Origin of the sequence: Subsaximicrobium wynnwilliamsii, assembly GCF_007997225.1 — a bacterium.
In the GTDB taxonomy this organism is placed as follows: Bacteria; Bacteroidota; Bacteroidia; order Flavobacteriales; family Flavobacteriaceae; genus Psychroserpens; species Psychroserpens wynnwilliamsii.
Genome location: NZ_VORM01000005.1, coordinates 287,238 through 305,516, shown reverse-complemented (window position 1 = coordinate 305,516; position 18,279 = coordinate 287,238). Strand labels below are relative to the sequence as shown.

Below are 18,279 nucleotides of genomic sequence, written 5' to 3'. Positions count from 1 at the left end.
AGGGGTGTTTGATTAGATTTCAGTTCTCTTTTTCACTTAATTTTTCTCAAAAGTCAGCAAATCTGTGCCACCATTTCCACCACTTATATCAATAAGTTCGATTTTGGTTGATGACGTTGATAAAATATCCCAATCATCATTTAGGTCTTCAAAGTCATTGGTATCTGGTACAGGAAAGAAAATATTGAATTCAATACCATCATCGTTACTACTGTCATCATCACTATTAGTATCATCTGTAATAGACCATGTACCAGTCATTGTAATAGTGCCGTTGATAGCGACAAGAGAACCATCAGAATTGAAAGTGAACTCATAACCAGCGAAGTCTGATGTTTCATCTTGACCAGAATCATTGAGATTGGTAATTCTCCATGAGCCAGACACAGCAGTTGTCTCAATTAGTGCAATTTGCTGGCTATTATCATTTGGGCTTGCATCGTCATCAGAACTACAAGATGTGATCAGAAGGCCAATCAATAAAGCGTATATAACGGTATAGGTTATTAAATGTGTGTTTTTCATGATTTTTATATTTTTTAGTTAAAGTGTTATTGGTTATTCCCTATTTATTATTCTAATCTCCCGCACTTAAAGAAAAACTTCCATCTCCATTAAAATTAGACACAGTAATTGTTACGGTCCACATTCCCGCCTGTCCCGCAGAGGTTACTCCAGAAAACGAATCTGGCTCGACATTGCCATTCAAGGACCTATCTAGCACCGTAGTTCCTTCTGAATCTTTAATTATCATTTGAAATAATCCAGTTGAAGACGCTGTAATATCAGCATTATAGTCAGCGGTGGAAAGGCCGTTTTGCCAATTGAAAGTTTCAGAAGTACTGCCACCGTTTCCTGTAAAATCACCACCTATATCTCCATCAATGCCTTCTGTTAAAGTTACATTAGCTGATACATTGTTATTGTCATCATCATTACTACAACTTATAGCTAAAAAAGCTAATGAAATAATAGTCAGAATAATAAATTTGTATTTAAAGTTTTTCATAATCGTTATTTTTTAGTTACAATTATCATTTTTAAAGTCCAATTCGTCATCGTCACCAATTTCAAACTTTACTTCTACTTCATCATCGTCATTCTCAATTTCATATAAATTCCAAGTATCATTGATATCCTCAAATCCAGGAATATTAAAAGTTACTGTAATATTATTTCCTGTACCACTCGCAGACCAAGTACCATCGGCTGTATTGCCATCCCAAGAAACTGTTATGGTATTGTCTGCAAAGAAATTAAACAGATAACCGCTATAGTTGTCTTCTAAATCTTGGTCATTTCGTTCCAATTCGTCAATGTACCAATCAGAGCAAGCCGTCAAAACGGACTCTAATTGATCTGGGGTACAATTATTACAGTCATCATCATTATAATCGTAATCATCATCATCATCACAATCATCTTCATAAATATCAATCGCGTCTTCAAGTTCATTGAAGTTATTGATAACAAGCACGCTGCCATCAGAAATCACAATACTTACAGGAAAATTAAAGCCTACAAAATCGTCGTCCTCGATATCGTCGATAAACCCATAAAGATCAGAATCACTATTAAATGTAACAGTTGCAATAACTTCGTTATTTGAATTAAAAACAGAAGCTGTAATTGGATACACAAAATCGATGCATTCTATGTCATCATCATCTTCATTTTCATCATTGCAGTCATCAGCATAATCTTCTAACTCATCTAAACTGTTGATTTCAATTTCGGTATAGTCTGCAAGGATAATGCTGATCGGAAAATCAATGTCCACAGTATCGTCATCATCATCAAATTCGTCAAGGAGATCTTCAATATCATCATAATTGCCAATGTCATTAATCGTAATTACAACACTATTAATGGTGACCGTTATTGGAAGTTGAATGGTAAAACAATTCGCGTTGTAAACGATATTATCAACAGAACCATCATTCATTGCAATGCGTTGCATCTGACTTGCCAAAGCTGAATTAGCCGCCAAGGTGGTTTCTTGTGGTGGATCAATGCTTAAATCGTCTTCGGTTCTACAAGACGTAGTAGTGAGCAATAGACCTAATGCTAAGAGCAAGATGGGCTTAAATGTTTTCATAATTAATTTGTTTTTGGTTAACATTTTGGATGACAATTCTGAATTTCATTCGTTCTAATTAGAAAATAAATTATCTCCTTTAATATTAAAACAACTCAATAAAACAATGTCCCAAGAAAATTATGTTTTTTTTTATATACCTTTCTATTCTGAATTTAAAAAACTCATAATTGGCCAAATCATTGCATCAAAATATCTGTGATAAATTACGGTTTTCAAAACTATATGAAAAATATGCCCAAAGTTTGAGCAATATCTTTTATTATAAATATGGTGAATTATTGAATCCTTCAGATAAAGTGCAGGATGCCTTTATTAAATTATGGGAGAATTGTGCTAAAGTAGCACCAGAAGCAGCGAAGTCCTATGTTTACACGGTGACAAACAATATGATGCTAAACGAGGTCAAGCACCAAAAAGAAGTACTTAAACACCAACAAATAAAGCCTAAAGATTATACCAATGAGACTCCAGAATTTGTGTTGCGCAAAAAAGAATTTTTAATTCGCTATGAAACTGCTTTGTCAAATCTAAAAGAAGAGGAACGAGTTGCCTTTCTTTTGAGTAAGGTCGATGGAAAGACGCATAACGAAATTGCCGAGTTATTGGATATCACAAAAAAAGTAGCAGAACATCGAATATATGCCGCCTTTAATAAACTGAAAGACCAATTGGAAGAACTTAAAGGAAAATAAGTTGGGACAATATAGAAGTTAGTTGTTTTATAAGTATAGCACGTAGTTATGGACAAAGAATACTTAATAAAAAAGTGGTTGGATAATGAGTTATCCGAAGCAGAGACCCAAGCGTTCAAAGCTTTGGAGGATGCGGATTTTTATAAAGAAATCATTCAAGAAGCACAACGGTTTGGTGGTGAGCAACATGCTAAAGTCAAGCCATTTGAAACTATAGAAAGTAAACTATACACTAAAGATGTGCCCGCAAGACATTGGCTAAAAATCGCCTCTGGAATTGCCGCTGTTTTTGTTTTAGGCATCGCTGTATTTATGCTGTTGGACAAAGATAAAATCAACATGTTTGATACAAATTATGCACAAAGTGAGACGATTACACTTCCTGATAATTCTATTGTAAAATTAAATCAGCTATCCCACCTTGAATATAATGCATCAAACTGGGATAAAAACAGAATCGTAGTACTCAAGGGAGAGGCACTTTTTAATGTAGAAAAAGGCCAACGTTTTGATGTTACCACTCAATTTGGCAAGGTAAGTGTCCTCGGGACTGAATTTAATGTTCTGTCGAGAGATAGTATTTTTAAAGTCTCTTGCTATGAAGGACTTGTGCAAGTAAGTTATGGAACTGATTCCATTAAACTTCCGGCAGGTACTGAATTTGTATTAAAATCGGGAAATGCCAAAACAACAGAAATCGCCATAACCGAACCATATTGGCTTAAAAATATGAGTGTTTTTGAGAATGCCTCCATCAATGCGGTAATCAAAGAAATTGAAACACAGTTCGACATTGGCATTCTGAAAGAATTTGACGAAAAAGATGTCATGTTTACTGGCGCATTTGAACACAACAACCTTGAGAATGCTTTAAAGTCAATTACGCAGCCCCTTAATTTGACCTATGAAATCATCAATAATAAGGAGGTCATTATAAGGAATGTTAAAGATTAAGCATTACATACTTTTTTCATTTTTTGTTCTCAATACCTTTTGGGTAATAGGACAAAATAATACTCAAAAAATACCTATAATTAATATACTTGACGAGATAACTGCGACTCATAATGTGACGTTTAATTATGAAAGTCGGCTTCTGGAAAACATCACAGTAATTCCTCTACCTAAAAATTTGAGTTTAACAAATAAGATTAAAAATCTAGAGAAACAAACAAATCTGATCTTCTCAAAGATTAGCGATGTTGTCATCAGCATCACAGAAGCCATTACGATTTGCGCATATATTCGTGACACCTCGCAAAAAGTGCTTTCTGGTGCAACTATTAAAGGGGCAACTGCTTATGCTATTAGCAAGGACGATGGGTATTTTGAAATTGAAGTAGCCTCATTGAGCGACATCATAACAATTCGGTTTATGGGTTTTAAGACGATTGAACGCAAAGCCCAGTTTTTCAATTTAAATAGCTGTGAAATCATATCCATGTTGGAAGAAGAGCAAGTGATCAGCCCAGTAGTTCTTAACGGATACCTTGTTCAAGGTATTGATAAAAGACAAGATGGAAGCACGTTAATTGATTACAGTAAATTCACCTTATTGCCAGGGCTCATTGAATCTGACGTGCTCCAAACCGTTCAAGCGCTACCAGGTATCATTAGTGTTGACGAGACGGTTTCCAACATTAATATTAGAGGTGGTTCACATGACCAAAATTTAATGCTTTGGGATGATATTAAAATGTATCAATCTGGACATTTCTTCGGACTTATTTCAAGCTTCAATCCGCAAATCACACAAACGGCGACGGTCATCAATAACGGAACAGATGCCTCATATAGCGATGGTGTTTCTGGCTCCATTTTTATGGAATCTGACAAGAAATTACAATCGAAGTTCGAAGGGTCGTTTGGTATCAATCTTTTAAATGCCGATCTCTTTGCAGACGTTCCATTAGGCGAAAAATCTTCTGTCCAAATTGCAGCAAGAAAATCTACTGACGACCTTTTGAGAACCCCAACCTATGACACCTATTTTGACAGAGTGACCCAAGAGACTGAAGCACAAAACAATAGTTCTGAAGTGAGTAATTCAAATCAGGGATTTGATTTTTATGATACGTCCCTAAGATGGCTGTATCAACCAACTGATAAGGATATCATCAGATTGAATTTCATCCTAATAAATAATAATTTAAGCTTTGATGAGACCGCAACCCTGAATGGTGCATTAGAGACAAGAGAAAGTAGCGTGTCTCAAAACAGTATGGCTGCAGGCTTAAATTATAAAAGGGAATGGAATAGCAATTTAAGTACAACCTTGAATATTTATAATACCGATTATAAGTTACAGGCCATTAATGCCAATATTTTGGCTGGCCAGCGCTTCTTACAAGAAAATTCCGTTTCAGAAACTGCCATAAAACTTGAAGCTTTATACCATCAAAATCTATGGAAATTTATGCTGGGATATAATTTTGTCGAGTCTGAAGTGGTCAATCTAAATGATATTGATTTGCCAAGGTTTGTTAGACGTGATTCAGAAGTCTTGAGGGAACATGCCGTTTTTGGGCAGACTTACTACGAGAATGAGGCTAAAGATTTTTCAGTAAGATCTGGTGTGAGACTTAACTATATTGATGAATTTAATGAACTTATAATCGAACCGCGATTAAACATCCGTAAGGCACTGGGAAATCATTTCGAAATTGAAGCTTTAGGTGAATTTAAGCACCAAAATGTATCACAAATCGTCAATTTTCAAAATGATTTTTTAGGCATTGAAAAAAGACGATGGCAACAAACAGACAATGATAGCATCCCTATCCTAAAAAGCAAACAAGCTTCATTAGGAATCCTTTACAAAAATAAAGGCTGGTTGGTTGATGTTAAAGGCTACTTTAAAACTGTTGCTGGTATCACAACCCAAAGTCAAAGTTTCACAACCAAATATGAGCTTGAAAAAGAGAAAGGCAGCTATGACGCTTATGGAGTTGAAGTCTTGTTTAGAAAAAAATTTAAACATCTAAATAGCTGGTTGAGTTATTCTTATATAAATAATACCTACACTTTTGAAACACTTGAAGACAAGGAGTTTCCAAGTAATTTTGACATTACGCATGCTTTTACAATGGGAAGTACCTTTAGCAATACCCATTGGAATATTTCAGCAGGCCTCAATTACCGGACAGGCCAGCCTACATCGATTCCTTTATTAGGCAATGAAGTGATAGATGATGCCGTAAATTTTGATACAGCGAATAGCAGTCGATTGCAGGACTACATGAGAATTGATGTCTCTGCCTTATACAAATTTAAGATCAGCAATAGTTTTAGGTCTGAAATAGGCGCTTCGGTTTGGAACCTATCGAATAGAGAAAATCCGATAAACAATTTTTATCGCGTTAACGACAACAACGATCCCATTAAATTTTCAAGATTTTCGCTGGGTATCACAACAAATGCCGTTTGGCGTCTCTATTTTTAGTAACAAAAAAGAATGTCACACTGCATACTTCTTACACACTTGATGGGATAATCTTAATTAGGATATCTCATTTTTTCCTTTTCAGATTGAACATGAGTGTTATTCATATTTTTCCATTTTAAGATTGAAACTTGGCGCTTTATAATCTTTAGGTAGATGGTTTGTAGGAATACTTGTGTTAGTTCCTTCTCGTTCCGCACGCTAATGTGGAGTAAGTATCTCAATGCCTATTTCGTTACAGACAGCTTAAAACTTTTAATAATTGCTTGCCATATCTTTGGCACATGCGGTTTCTGCCGAAGGTCTAATCTAATTTTGGGCAAATCATAACAGCAAGCATCAAATGCATCAAGTGCACCAAGGAATTTGAATTTTTTCTAAATGTGTAATCAGCCCTCACTCTAATTGCGATTTGGCGGAAGGTCAAAAAATCTTTTTGAATGCCAGAAAGACAATAATGCTAATGATAATGAAAATCACGAATATTATTTTTGCGATTCCTGCTGCAGCATCAGCGATTCCGGCAAAACCAAAAATACCAGCAATAATTGAAATCACAATGCAGATAACGAGCCATTTTAACATAGTAAAGTGTTTTTGAGTTAATGGTTTAAAATTAGCCATACCTTGCATGAGGTCTTAGCACAATTGATTCTTCTTTTAGCGTAAAAAAAACGATTCGTTTGTCTAGTTCTTGACTCATAAAACTTTGGTAAATAAAACCTGAAAGCTTTAGTGTTTGTTTTCCAAGCTAGGCTTACTATTCAAAGGGTATAAAGAAGTAAACTAATACAAGAATGTGAGTCCAGTGATTGGGCTACGCATTGAATTCTTTATCCATTGCACCGTGTTGCATGCTTATTGTTGATGCGAGTTGGGGATTAAGTATCGCAATTGACCATCCAGTTAATACCAAATTTATCTGAGCATCTTCCAAAATGCCCCCATTCCCTTTCTCTGAAATTATGATGAACTTGACCTCCGTTCGAAAGTTGGTTGAACATGTCTTCAGCCTCTTCGGTATTTTTCAGGTCAACGCTCATATGAATCTGGTTACCGTGATTTATGGGAGTGTCGGGTGCCGCATCGTAAGCCATAAAATGCAATCCTTTTCCTTTCAATTCTGCATGTTGCAGTTTTTGACGGAATGAGGACGGCACATCTATTTTACGATCTTCATAGGTTTGACGATTTTTGATTTCTGCGCTGAAAATTTTACTGTAAAAATTGAGCGCTTCTTGACAATTGCCGTTAAAGGCTAAATAAGCTTGTACATTCATGTTTTTAAATTTTACTTAAAATACGATTTATTTTGAGTGTATTTTGATTTAAAAAAAATAACTTTTACTTTAAAAATAAGTCCGATTGAAAAGCCATGTTCTCTTGATGTTGACTAAATCAATTCCAGATTTCATTCTGGTATTTTAAAAATCTCAGGCATACATGCTAAAACAGTGGGCCGTTTTTTCTCTAATTTATTGTGTAACTTAGTTAGATCAAACAGATATTCAGTTTGAACTAAACCGCCTTTAATAATCATCGGCAAAAATTAATCGCATGCAGCAAGACACTGAAAACTACTATCTGATCTTTGAATCGTGGAGTATGGACCCAAATCAATGGTCTATGTTAATTGATTCTGTTGCCATGTTATTGGCGATCTTTGGAGTCATGATCGCCTTTTTTCTATATAAAAAACAACGCAGCGATAATGCCAAAGACGCGTTTGAATTTTTTCAGTCCTCATTGCCAGAATTAAAGCAATCCATAGAGAAAGCTGCTGTTGATCTCAAAGAATTCAATCAATCCCTTGATCTGGATAATTTCGTCAACCCAATTTTATCTGCAGCATTGAATGATAAATTTTTGAGCAAAATAAGTTTGGTGCATTTAAATCGGTTTTACCGCAACAATAGAAAAAACAAACTTTCAAATTTTAAACAGTTGTTGATCGATTCCAACTTTTTTGGTAATTATCACTCTTATATAACTAAAGAAATCAATTATTTCAGAAGTAATTATTTAAAAAAGAAAAGCACCTATTCCCAATGGCAACTTTTACGTTCAAATCAATTTTTTTCTACAATTGCCAACGAAAGTGACAGTAGAGCGTATAAAGAATATTACTTAAACTGGGTGGCAAATTTTAATCTAGACCTATCTGATTTTGAATTTATTGACCAAGCAGATCCTGCAAGGGTCGAACGCAGGCAAGTTTTTGTGTACGACCAAATCAAAGAGTTGGCTCAAGATAGTTTGCCATTTATTGAGTTCAGCAAAAGCGCAAATGAAGTGAATATCCTTGCGAATGAAATAGTTTCAGCCTATAAGGAAATGACCGAAATGAAAGCTAAAATCAAAAGGGTTTTGGATAAGGATATTTCAAGATTTGAAACCGTGTTATCCAACATGAATAATTTATTGGAACATGAATACGACGCTAAATTCATAAGGAATAAAGATATCCAAAGTGGTTGAACCAATTAAATTCCAATGCGATTAGCACCTAATATAAATTCTTTTTACCACTTTAGGTCTTTTTAAAATCCCTCTAGAGGGATTTATTTCTCGAGGCTTTCTCGCAATACAAAGCACATCTTTCAATGCATAGCTTGAGGGCTTGCCCCGAGGTTACTGATTTTGAATTTTATGTTTTGACTATGGTCGCACTGCTTTGAGGTAATTTCGCTGCTACCATTGTACCTATATAGCCTTTAGCGGGAGCTTTTCGCCACGAATGGTTTCTTTCAACATTGATTCTTCATTTTACTGACTAGGGAAGAAGCCCTATAATTCTTCTTTACAAATTAAGTAAGTTGTTCAAAATTAAACGGCTAGCCCCAAATTTTATGGGTGATGATTATTTTCAGGACAAAAATTGGGCTTTTTGCATCAAGATGTTGTCGTATTTGATGATACCTTGATGCCATTGATAATTCCAAAAACTAAAGAACAAAATTATGGCAGAAATTAAAATTAAAAAAAAGACATCCATATGGCCTTGGATTGTAGCGATTCTCGCAATTCTCGCAATTCTATATTTCGTATTCATTTATAGCGACGATGATGCAGAAGCAGACGACGTGTCAGACAATGACATAGAAATGGTAACAGACGATGTAGATAATACAGCAAACGACGCTAAAAATGTATTTTCTGAAACGGCAATCTCAAAAATCGCGGAGTTTAAAACCCATATCGCCGAAGGAGCTGAAATGGGTCTTGAGCATGAATATTCACATGCTGCACTAGACAAACTTATAGATGCTACCCAAGCCGTGGCAAACACCCTGAATGTGGATATAGCGGCCGATTTGGAAACCGCACGTAGTATTGCAGGTTCTGTTGAAGACGATACTTATGCAGTGGACCATGCAGACAATATCAAAAATGCCGGAAACACCATTGTTAAGGTCTTGAAAAAAATACAGATGCAGAGATTCCCAAATTTGGATGAAAGCTGCACCGAACTTCAAAACTCGGTTATGGCCATTGCTCCTGGCACTCAAACCCTTGAGCAAAAAGCTGCTGTCAAAAACTTCTTTGACCAAGCGGGAGAATTATTGACTAACATGAAAAACAAATAAGATTATGGGTACAGATAAAGAAAGAAATTTATATTATTTAGAAGAACTGTCAGATTATAAGGTAGCCGACAGCGACATGGATGTTCGTGGCTGGGAAGTGAAAGATAAAGACGAGAGAGTAATAGGCACAGTGGATAATTTACTCGTAAACAAAAGTACGGAGCGTGTGGTATATTTGGATATTGAGGTTGATGCTTCCATTATTGAAGCAAATCACAAACCCTATAATATCAGAGAGAAAGATGGCGTGCATGGCTTCCTCAACAAAGATGGCGAAAATCATCTAATTCTTCCCGTAGGTTTAGCGCAACTCCATTTAGAAAGTGAACTTGTTTCTACAGAAAACATTAACCATAAAACCTTTGCAGAAACGAAACGAATCAAAAAAGGAACGGCCATTGATAGAGATTATGAGGTAGTTGTTCTCGATTCTTATGTACGAAGCGATGAAGCCAAGGCTTATCCTAAAGACGATAAATTTTACCAGAGCGAGGCGTTTGGTGGAAAATAATTTTAGAGTCACATAGATCGTAATAAAACCCGGATGTTGCGATTCGGGTTTTTTTATGTTGCAGCGACTAAGAAATGGCGTTCTGCTTATACTATTGAATTATCGTTATGAAGAATTAGTTTCAAGAGAGACTTATTTAAACGTTTCGAAATCCATAGTTTTTTCAGGATATTTTATCATTTGATAGCCCATCGCACAAAACCATATCAAGACTATTTGTATCACTCCCCGTTCATAAGCGCCTTGATACGCTTGAGAAATGACCAGAAAGCCAGAGCAGGAAACAAGAAATAGTATACCCATACCAATACTGGCATAGTACCAATTTTTATTGATTTTCTTGAAAGCAAGACCAATGAGAAAAGTACAGAGCATAAATAAAACCCCTATAAACACTGCAAGAACAATGTGAACTGTCGTGCCGGGTGTTCCGGCAAATTCATTAAACTCGGCTAGCACTACGATACAAATACCCATAATTGATAGAAGCGTTGCTCCCCATTCACATTTAAAGGCATCTGATTTCCAAAGATAAAGTGTCGCGCCAGCAATTAAAATGCCCACACCAAAAAGAGCGAGGCCTATATCTTGTATATAGGCATATTTACCATGCGCCAATTGACTCACGGTTTGTCGTATGGGGTTGTGGTCTTCAACTACCAAAATACCTACTACATCGGCTACTAGCGCAAGTATACTCCCCGCAATTAGAGCAATTCCACCATATTTAATTATCTCGTGTTTATGAATCATGCGCTAAAGATGAAGCTATTATGCAAACGATGTTATTCCAATTGGGTAAAGTTTTAACCTAAAACCCCTCGTGCCTGATTATCACAATTTTCAAATAATTAAATTGAAGGGGCTGCGTCTCTAATCAAACTATTCGTTCTATAGGATATCTATAAACCGAAAATCTTACAGACTGAGAAGAGGAAGCCAACGACTTAATTTTTATCAGCGTGCGTATACGCAGCAAACAATGAGCAAATTTGCTAGCTTTAAGACATAATTTATATATAATATATTGGTTTTGTGATAATTAACCTAATTAGAATTTAACAAATAGGTAATGATATACGCAATTGATAATGTACCCAAAATAAAAAAGACAGTTACGAACCAACGTAACTGTCTTTGTATTAAGTAGCGAGAGGGGGGCACGATCCCCCGACCTCCGAGTTATGAATCCGACGCTCTAACCAGCTGAGCTACCTCGCCATTATAAGGGTGCAAATATAAAAACAATATTATTGTGCGCAAACATAAAATGTGCAAATTATTTATTTGGGCAATTAGTTTTAAACTTAACAATTAATGTATATATTGAGCACATAACATGAAAACTATGGAAGAAAAAGTCAAGATAGAAATGGAGTTTGTCGTGCACGCGTCACCACAACTTCTATATCAATATATATCAACACCTTCAGGCTTATCGGAGTGGTTCGCAGATAACGTGAATTCTCGAGGTGAGTTCTTTACCTTTATTTGGGACGGCAGTGAGGAAAAAGCAAAGCTATTGAGCAAGAAAAGTGGTGAGCGCATCCGTTTTAGATGGATGGTTGATGAAGAGGAAGGCGATGCTTATTACTTCGAGATTAGAATCCAAGTGGATGAAATCACAAAAGATGTTTCAATAATCGTTACAGACCATGTGGAGGAAGATGAAGTGGAGGAAGCCAAGATGCTTTGGGATAATCAAATTTCAGATTTAAAACAAGTTTTGGGCTCTGCTTAATTAAACCAAAAATATATATTTTATCTTTGTCTCGACCCGAATAACAATCGGTAAATCGAGACTTTTTTTATGATAAATTTCAACGGAAAATTAGTTGCTGAAACCAATGTGATCAGTTTAGAGAATAGAGGCTACAAATATGGAGATGCTATCTTTGAAACCCTAAAAGTAGTCCACGGAAAAATTTTCTTTTGGGAAGATCATTATTTTAGGCTTATGGCTTCCATGCGCATCATGAGAATGGAAATCCCAATGGATTTTACCATGGAATTTCTTGAGGCCGAGGTTCTAAAAACCATCAATACCAATGGTTTGGCAAAATCATCGGCTCGCGTTCGAATCAATGTAGATCGTGGAGAAGGAGGGAAGTACCGCCCAATCTCCAAAACCATTTCCTATACCATGGTTGCTGAAGCACTGCCTTCGAGTTTTTATGAACTTTCAACAGCCAAGCCTTACCTTGTAGACCTTTATAAAGACTTCTATGTGGCGCCTGGACTTTTGTCTACCTTAAAGACAAACAATAAGGCCATCAATGTTTTGGGAAGCATTTATGCGGAAGAAAATGATTTTGACAACTGCCTATTGCTCAATACCAACAAAAATGTGGTGGAAGCCTTAAATGGAAACATATTTTTGGTCAAAGGCGAACACATTAAAACACCACCTTTGGAGGATGGATGTCTTAAGGGCATCATGCGGAAACAAATTATTGAAGTGATTGCAAACTCGGGGGACTATATGGTGGAAGAAGCATCCATTTCGCCTTTTGAACTTCAAAAAGCAGACGAGCTGTTCATTACGAATGTGATCGTGGGGATACAGCCTATCCTAACCTATCGAAAAAAAGAATTTTCAACATCGCTTACAGCCGATATTCTAAAACGACTCAACACCAAATTGCGTTTGGCTCAATTGTAACTGGGATCTGCGGGTGAATTGGACCATAATGAATAATCGCCACCAAGCTCTATCATTTTTTCTTTCCAGAAGGTCTCTTGACACTTTTCAATAAGGTCACTTTTATAGATGTTTTCCAATACAATCCAGGCCCGGGATTGAAGTTCGTTCTCCAATTGGTCTGAACCCCAACCAGAATAGCCTAAGAAAAAACGAATGTCACTACTTTCCAGACTGCCAGCGGCCAAAAGTTCTAATACCGATTCAAAATTGCCGCCCCAAAACACACCGTTCGAGATTTCTACACTTTCAGGGATCAAATGCGGCACCTGATGAATAAAATAGAGATTGTCCTGTTCTACCGGGCCGCCATTATGGACTTTAAAATCAGAGTTGGTTTGGGGAATCAGGTCTCTTAATTCAAAACTCAAGGGTTTATTCAGTATAAAACCAACGGAGCCCTCTTTGTTATAATCGGCCAAAAGAATCACAGATCTATTAAAAGATATATCACCAGTTATGGAGGGTTCTGCAATTAATAGGGTGCCTTTTTTGGGTTGTGTTATAATCATATTCATCATGATTTGTTTTAAAACTAAAACATATTTTTATACTATGCAATTTTTTTTAACATAAATAAGCCCGTAAAGGGCTAACCGTTCTAACTAATTTATAGCTTTTGAACTAAATTTGACAAAAAAAAGCCTACTCAAAAAGTAGGCTTTCTATAATTTATCTCAGAGAAATATTAGTTTACTGCGTTGCTCAAATCAGAACCAGCTTTAAACTTCACTACGTTTTTCGCTTTGATTTGAATCGTTTTTCCAGTTTGTGGATTTCTACCTTCTCTAGCCGATCTTTTAGATACCGACCATGATCCGAAACCTACCAAAGAAACTCTGTTTCCTTTTTTCAAAGCTCCTTCTACGTCAGATAATAAAGAATCTAATGCTTTTTTAGCAGCTGCCTTTGTGATACCAGCGTTTTCTGCCATGCCATTGATTAAATCTGTTTTGTTCATAAAATTAAAATTTAAATTATTAAAAAATAGTTGGGTTAAACGTTATGTTAAATCCTCTTACAAATTTATACGTAAATTCCACCTACACAAGTAACAGCAAGGGAAATGCAAGTATTTGTTGATAACTTTGCCCATTTGTTGATAACGACGGTGTTTTTTACGCAATTTTTAAAATTGTCAGTAAACATGAGGGTTTAAAGCATTTTAGCATTTTCCTCAAATTCGTAACCGTTCAAAAGTGAATTGATATCCATTTTGCGTTTTCCAGGAAGTTGGAGTTCTTTAATATGTATGAAGCCATTTTTTACGGCCACCTTTAATGCTGTTTTGGAGTTTATGATTTTTCCGAAGTCATATTTGTGGGAAACAGCTTCCTTAGTAATGTCAAAAAATTTCACAGACTGTTGCTCTTCGCCATTTTCAAGAAAGCTCCATGCGGAAGGAAAAGGGTTTAAGCCACGAATCTTATCATAAACCGTCGCCACATCTTTTGTCCAATCTATCTTGCAATTGTCTTTGTTGAGCTTGTATGCTGTTTTTAGATCTTCGTTTTCAGGCTGGATATAGGTCTTTACCTCACCTTGCGCGATCTTATCGACCGTTTCAAGCACTAAGTGACTGCCCAAGTGCATCAAGCGATCATGAAGCTGCCCCACGGTCTCGGTAGGTTCGATACCTATTTCAGTTTGGGCAATAATGGCACCGGTATCAATCTTATCATCGATAAAAAAAGTACTGACCCCAGTTTTGGTTTCGCCATTGATGATGGCCCAATGTATGGGTGCCGCTCCTCTATATTGGGGCAACAAGGATGCATGCAGATTGAAAGTGCCATATTTTGGCATATCCCAAACCGCTTTGGGCAACATTCTAAAGGCCACAATGACCTGTAAATTGGCATGCAGCGCTTTTAATTCTGAAAGAAAGGCTTCGTCTTTGAGATTGGTGGGCTGCAAGAGCTTTAAACCTTGGGATTGGGCGTAGGTTTTCACTGCAGATTGCTGCAGCTTTCTGCCACGGCCTGCAGGTTTGTCGGGCGCAGTGATCACACCAACAACTTCGTGCTTGGCTTCTACTAAGGCTTTCAAATTGGCTACCGCAAAATCTGGAGTGCCCATAAATACAATTCGTAAGGCGTCTGTTTTCATGTGTATAAATCTATTGTTTTTTTATGGTCACAGCTGCCTGCCGGCAGGCCGGTGCTGTTCGCCATTAATCATTTCGTTGTGTGATAAAATTTTGAACATGCTCGTTTCATAAGTTTTTTAATCTATAGGTGTTGGCTTCGGTACATTCAATCTTTTGAAGTTCCAGAAGATTTTTGATGGCTTTTAAGACCTGTTCTTTAGGGGCTTTGCATTGCTCGGTTAATTGTCTGGAGTTGCAAGCCCTTGTGCTTAGAATTTGTACAAGCGTTTGCTCTAGCTGTTTTTCACTGTGTACTAATGCTGTTTTTTTAGCCCCCTTTGCAGTGCATACCGAACATATTCCGCAAGGTTTACCTGTTTCTTCCCCAAAATAGCTCAATAATTGCACACTTCTGCAAACATCATCATTTTTGATATACTCCAAAACGGAATTGACCTGCATCGTTTTGAGTGCCATTTGTTGCTCAACCGTTTTGGCAATTCGGTTAATGGTCATGTCGTCTTCCCTGGGCTGGATGAAAACAATTTCAGAATCGGTGTTGGAAAACATAAACTCTGCCACACCATCGCGCTTAAGCGTATTGAGAACTGCAATGATTTCCTTTTCCGAAGTGGACGCCTTAGTGGCGATCAAATGGAGATTGATGGCAAGCTCGTGCTCGAAAATACCGCCATAGGTTCTCAAAATCGATTTCACAATGGTTTGGAAACTTTGGTGACGCTCGAGATAATGAAATACTGCGGCATTGCTTAAAATAAACTGAAGCCTGGTTTTATAATTGAACTGTTGCGATAATTTAATAATGCTGTTACGATCCAATAACTGAAGTATCGCGTAGGTTTGCAAGGGATTGAAATCATAGGTTTTGCAAAAATCATTGAAATCAAACTGATGCATCGATGTTTCTCCCTCACCAAAAGGGATTTGAAAATAGTTGCACAATTTTCGATAAACCAACTTAATCGCGTCAATAGAAGGCAAGCTTCTAATGAATTGATTTTTCAGTAATATTTCATCTGAAGCATTGTAGAGTAAAATGGCATGGGCCTTCTCGTTGTTTCGTCCGGCACGACCAGCTTCTTGATAATAACTCTCCAGACTTTCGGGCAAATTCATGTGCACCACGGTTTTGACATCGGGTTTATCAATGCCCATCCCAAAAGCAGTGGTGGCCACCATGATGCGTTTGCGATTGTTCATCCAATGGTCTAAACGTTCCTGCTTTTCCTTGTTGGGGATGCCTCCGTGAAAAAAGGTGGCATCAAAGCCGAGTTTGGTCAATTGGTCATGAATTTCCACGGAAGCCTTTCTGCTGCGTACATAAATTATGGACGCACCTGGGTATTTTTTAAGAACTTGCTCGAGGTCGTAAAGTTTATCCTCACTGTAAAAGACCTTATAAGCAATATTAGGCCTTTCAAAAGAGGCTCTAAAGACTTTGGGAGCGATAAAATCCAATGCGCTCATGGTTTCTTCAATCACGTTTGGTTTCGCGGTTGCTGTAAGCGCAATTACGTTCACGCTGGGTAGCAATTCGCGCAAGAGCGCTATATTTAAGTAGGCAGGTCTAAAATCATTTCCCCACTGACTTATGCAATGCGCCTCATCAACCGCAATTAGGTTTACGTTCATTTGTGCGATGCGCTGCTGCACGATATCCTGTTGCAAACGCTCGGGCGAGAGATACAAAAATTTGTAATTTCCGTAGATGCAATTGTCTAAAAGCGTATCCAAGTCTTGATAGCTAATGCCACTGGTCAAGGCCATGGCTTTGATGCCTTTCAGCTTCAACGCATTCACTTGGTCTTTCATCAAGGCAATCAATGGTGAAATCACAATGCAAATACCATCCTTTACAAGTGCGGGAACTTGAAAACATACCGATTTGCCGCCGCCAGTTGGTAATAGTACAAAGGTGTCTTCATTGTTCAACACTGCGGTAATGATCTCCTCTTGCAAGGGTCTAAATGAAGTGTGCTGCCAATAGCGCTCTAATATGTTTATGGGATGTGACATATTTATGGGCTGACAAAGTTCAAGATGAAATCGGCACGTTTTTCAATGCTCTCAAAAGGGACATCAATCAAATGGTAGCCAAAACGTTCGTAGGTTTTTACCAATTGCTCATGTATTTGCACCGCTTGATCAAAATCTTCGTAGCGCTCGCTATCCGAAACAAAAATAGTTTCCCAAGGGGCAAGGTTAAATACGCTGTGATAGCGATGGGCTTCACAGGTGCTTGTAAAATGATCGGGATAATTGGCACTGGCATAGTCCATATATGCCAAAACGTCTGGCATCCCTCGATCGATAAATATATAAGGAATCTCTGCGTTTTGCGAGTCGTGAAATTGCTTTAGGCGAGCCTCTAGTAATAGTTCGCTAAAACGTAGTGGCTCAGTTAAGAAGAGTTGTTCTATGCCGTTTTCTCTGGCTTCTAGAGTGACTTGTCTGGAAACCTCTTCCATACAAGGGTAGCCGCGCTTTAAAAGTTCATTAATGATTGAGGATTTTCCAGTACCTGGGCCTCCGGTTATGACAATTTGCTTTGTATTCAATTTGGCAAGGTTTTGGCTGTAAATTTAGTGAATACCAAGCGAAACCCGAAATTAGGGCCTTAAATCATTCCTGTAGAAAATTTTGCGCTGTTTTTTGTTTTAACGCCATGGCGCGGTCAAACACTCAAGTGTTTTAATGCATTTTGGAAACGGATGGTACTACAGCCTCAAATTTAAGTTTCGATTTCAACCAATGAGAAAACTTGAGCAGGGTAATCGCTATCTTTGCTAATGAATTAATGAAGCATTATGAGTACAGAAAAAAAAACCGAAGCCTTTTATAACAAATTAAGATCACAATTATACGACACATCCAGCTGGCCAGCTGAGTATCTTTATAAGTTTATTGTGCCATCCGATCTTTCTAAAATTGATCAAATTGAAAATCTTTTCAATAATTTAGGCGCAGTCATTTCTACTAAGGAATCCAAAAAGGGTACCTATACCAGCGTCTCTGTGAATGTAACCATGGCCGATCCAGATGCGGTCATCAAAAAATATAAAGAGGTGGGCGATAAGATAGATGGCGTAATTTCTTTGTAAATCTTGAGCTTGCTAATAAATTTTTTGTATTTTG

Annotated in this window: 20 protein-coding genes and 1 tRNA gene; 9 read left to right on the top strand and 12 right to left on the bottom strand. The window is 37.2% G+C overall.

The features are described from left to right. Nucleotides 1-36: 36 nt before the first annotated feature. Genes ESY88_RS07205 through ESY88_RS07195 form a run of 3 tightly spaced genes read right to left on the bottom strand, consistent with a single transcriptional unit; the run spans nucleotide 37 to nucleotide 2,098 of the window. Complete coding sequence (locus ESY88_RS07205; protein WP_223270753.1) at nucleotides 37-525, bottom strand: hypothetical protein; 489 nt, start codon at nucleotides 523-525, stop codon at nucleotides 37-39. Between the two features lie 52 nt (nucleotides 526-577). Continuing rightward, nucleotides 578-1,009 (bottom strand): hypothetical protein, encoded by a 432-nt coding sequence (locus ESY88_RS07200; RefSeq protein ID WP_147085845.1) that lies wholly within the window; start codon nucleotides 1,007-1,009, stop codon nucleotides 578-580. A gap of 12 nt (nucleotides 1,010-1,021) precedes the next feature. Beyond that, entirely contained in the window at nucleotides 1,022-2,098 is a 1,077-nt protein-coding gene (locus ESY88_RS07195) for a hypothetical protein (protein WP_147085844.1), read from the bottom strand. Between the two features lie 170 nt (nucleotides 2,099-2,268). Between ESY88_RS07195 and ESY88_RS07190 the strand changes: the two genes are divergently transcribed. From ESY88_RS07190 to ESY88_RS07180, 3 genes are all read left to right on the top strand, one after another. Continuing rightward, nucleotides 2,269-2,793 carry an RNA polymerase sigma factor gene (locus tag ESY88_RS07190; protein ID WP_189702545.1) on the top strand — a complete coding sequence of 175 codons (525 nt, stop codon included), beginning with the start codon at nucleotides 2,269-2,271 and terminating at the stop codon, nucleotides 2,791-2,793. 48 nt (nucleotides 2,794-2,841) lie between these two features. After that, a complete protein-coding gene (locus ESY88_RS07185; protein WP_147085843.1) occupies nucleotides 2,842-3,747 on the top strand; it encodes a FecR family protein in 906 nt (301 codons plus the stop codon). 178 nt (nucleotides 3,748-3,925) lie between these two features. Beyond that, nucleotides 3,926-6,235: a TonB-dependent receptor gene (locus ESY88_RS07180; RefSeq protein ID WP_189702544.1), complete on the top strand. Its 2,310-nt coding sequence runs from the start codon at nucleotides 3,926-3,928 to the stop codon at nucleotides 6,233-6,235. A gap of 423 nt (nucleotides 6,236-6,658) precedes the next feature. Here the strand turns inward: ESY88_RS07180 and ESY88_RS07175 are convergent, their stop codons facing one another. Together ESY88_RS07175 and ESY88_RS07170 are read right to left on the bottom strand one after the other, a co-directional pair. Beyond that, the gene (locus ESY88_RS07175; protein ID WP_317128670.1) at nucleotides 6,659-6,859 is read right to left on the bottom strand and encodes a DUF1328 family protein; all 201 of its coding nucleotides are present in this window, start codon (nucleotides 6,857-6,859) and stop codon (nucleotides 6,659-6,661) included. A gap of 257 nt (nucleotides 6,860-7,116) precedes the next feature. Then, nucleotides 7,117-7,515, bottom strand: a complete 399-nt coding sequence (locus ESY88_RS07170; protein ID WP_147085841.1) for a VOC family protein — start codon at nucleotides 7,513-7,515, stop codon at nucleotides 7,117-7,119. Nucleotides 7,516-7,792: 277 nt separating this feature from the next. Here ESY88_RS07170 and ESY88_RS07165 point away from each other — a divergent pair, with 277 nt between their 5' ends. The 3 genes from ESY88_RS07165 (at nucleotide 7,793) to ESY88_RS07155 (ending at nucleotide 10,333) form a co-directional block, all read left to right on the top strand. Continuing rightward, a complete protein-coding gene (locus tag ESY88_RS07165; RefSeq protein WP_147085840.1) occupies nucleotides 7,793-8,713 on the top strand; it encodes a hypothetical protein in 921 nt (306 codons plus the stop codon). 482 nt (nucleotides 8,714-9,195) lie between these two features. Continuing rightward, complete coding sequence (locus ESY88_RS07160) at nucleotides 9,196-9,822, top strand: hypothetical protein (protein ID WP_147085839.1); 627 nt, start codon at nucleotides 9,196-9,198, stop codon at nucleotides 9,820-9,822. A 4-nt stretch (nucleotides 9,823-9,826) separates the two neighbouring features. Next, the gene (locus ESY88_RS07155) at nucleotides 9,827-10,333 is read left to right on the top strand and encodes a photosystem reaction center subunit H (RefSeq protein WP_147085838.1); all 507 of its coding nucleotides are present in this window, start codon (nucleotides 9,827-9,829) and stop codon (nucleotides 10,331-10,333) included. A 132-nt stretch (nucleotides 10,334-10,465) separates the two neighbouring features. Here ESY88_RS07155 and ESY88_RS07150 read toward each other — a convergent pair whose 3' ends face one another. Further along, nucleotides 10,466-11,086, bottom strand: a complete 621-nt coding sequence (locus tag ESY88_RS07150; protein ID WP_147085837.1) for a DUF998 domain-containing protein — start codon at nucleotides 11,084-11,086, stop codon at nucleotides 10,466-10,468. Between the two features lie 394 nt (nucleotides 11,087-11,480). Continuing rightward, nucleotides 11,481-11,554, bottom strand: a tRNA-Met gene (locus ESY88_RS07145). Nucleotides 11,555-11,681: 127 nt separating this feature from the next. Between ESY88_RS07145 and ESY88_RS07140 the strand changes: the two genes are divergently transcribed. Both ESY88_RS07140 and ESY88_RS07135 read left to right on the top strand, forming a co-directional pair. Next, nucleotides 11,682-12,074, top strand: a complete 393-nt coding sequence (locus tag ESY88_RS07140) for an START-like domain-containing protein (protein ID WP_147085836.1) — start codon at nucleotides 11,682-11,684, stop codon at nucleotides 12,072-12,074. Between the two features lie 69 nt (nucleotides 12,075-12,143). Beyond that, the gene (locus tag ESY88_RS07135) at nucleotides 12,144-12,995 is read left to right on the top strand and encodes an aminotransferase class IV (protein WP_147085835.1); all 852 of its coding nucleotides are present in this window, start codon (nucleotides 12,144-12,146) and stop codon (nucleotides 12,993-12,995) included. Here ESY88_RS07135 and ESY88_RS07130 read toward each other — a convergent pair. From ESY88_RS07130 to ESY88_RS07110, 5 genes are all read right to left on the bottom strand, one after another. Continuing rightward, nucleotides 12,986-13,546 carry a YqgE/AlgH family protein gene (locus ESY88_RS07130; protein WP_147085834.1) on the bottom strand — a complete coding sequence of 187 codons (561 nt, stop codon included), beginning with the start codon at nucleotides 13,544-13,546 and terminating at the stop codon, nucleotides 12,986-12,988. The two genes, ESY88_RS07135 and ESY88_RS07130, sit on opposite strands and share 10 nt — an antisense overlap. Before the next feature lie 176 nt (nucleotides 13,547-13,722). Next, the gene (locus tag ESY88_RS07125) at nucleotides 13,723-13,995 is read right to left on the bottom strand and encodes an HU family DNA-binding protein (protein WP_147085833.1); all 273 of its coding nucleotides are present in this window, start codon (nucleotides 13,993-13,995) and stop codon (nucleotides 13,723-13,725) included. Between the two features lie 194 nt (nucleotides 13,996-14,189). Further along, nucleotides 14,190-15,143, bottom strand: coding sequence for a methionyl-tRNA formyltransferase (fmt, locus tag ESY88_RS07120; RefSeq protein WP_147085832.1), 954 nt, complete (start codon nucleotides 15,141-15,143; stop codon nucleotides 14,190-14,192). Between the two features lie 106 nt (nucleotides 15,144-15,249). After that, the gene (locus ESY88_RS07115; RefSeq protein ID WP_147085831.1) at nucleotides 15,250-17,160 is read right to left on the bottom strand and encodes a RecQ family ATP-dependent DNA helicase; all 1,911 of its coding nucleotides are present in this window, start codon (nucleotides 17,158-17,160) and stop codon (nucleotides 15,250-15,252) included. A gap of 2 nt (nucleotides 17,161-17,162) precedes the next feature. Beyond that, the gene (locus ESY88_RS07110) at nucleotides 17,163-17,702 is read right to left on the bottom strand and encodes an AAA family ATPase (RefSeq protein ID WP_147085830.1); all 540 of its coding nucleotides are present in this window, start codon (nucleotides 17,700-17,702) and stop codon (nucleotides 17,163-17,165) included. Nucleotides 17,703-17,951: 249 nt separating this feature from the next. Here ESY88_RS07110 and ESY88_RS07105 point away from each other — a divergent pair, with 249 nt between their 5' ends. Beyond that, entirely contained in the window at nucleotides 17,952-18,245 is a 294-nt protein-coding gene (locus ESY88_RS07105) for a DUF493 family protein (protein WP_147085829.1), read from the top strand. The last annotated feature ends 34 nt before the right edge of the window (nucleotides 18,246-18,279 follow it).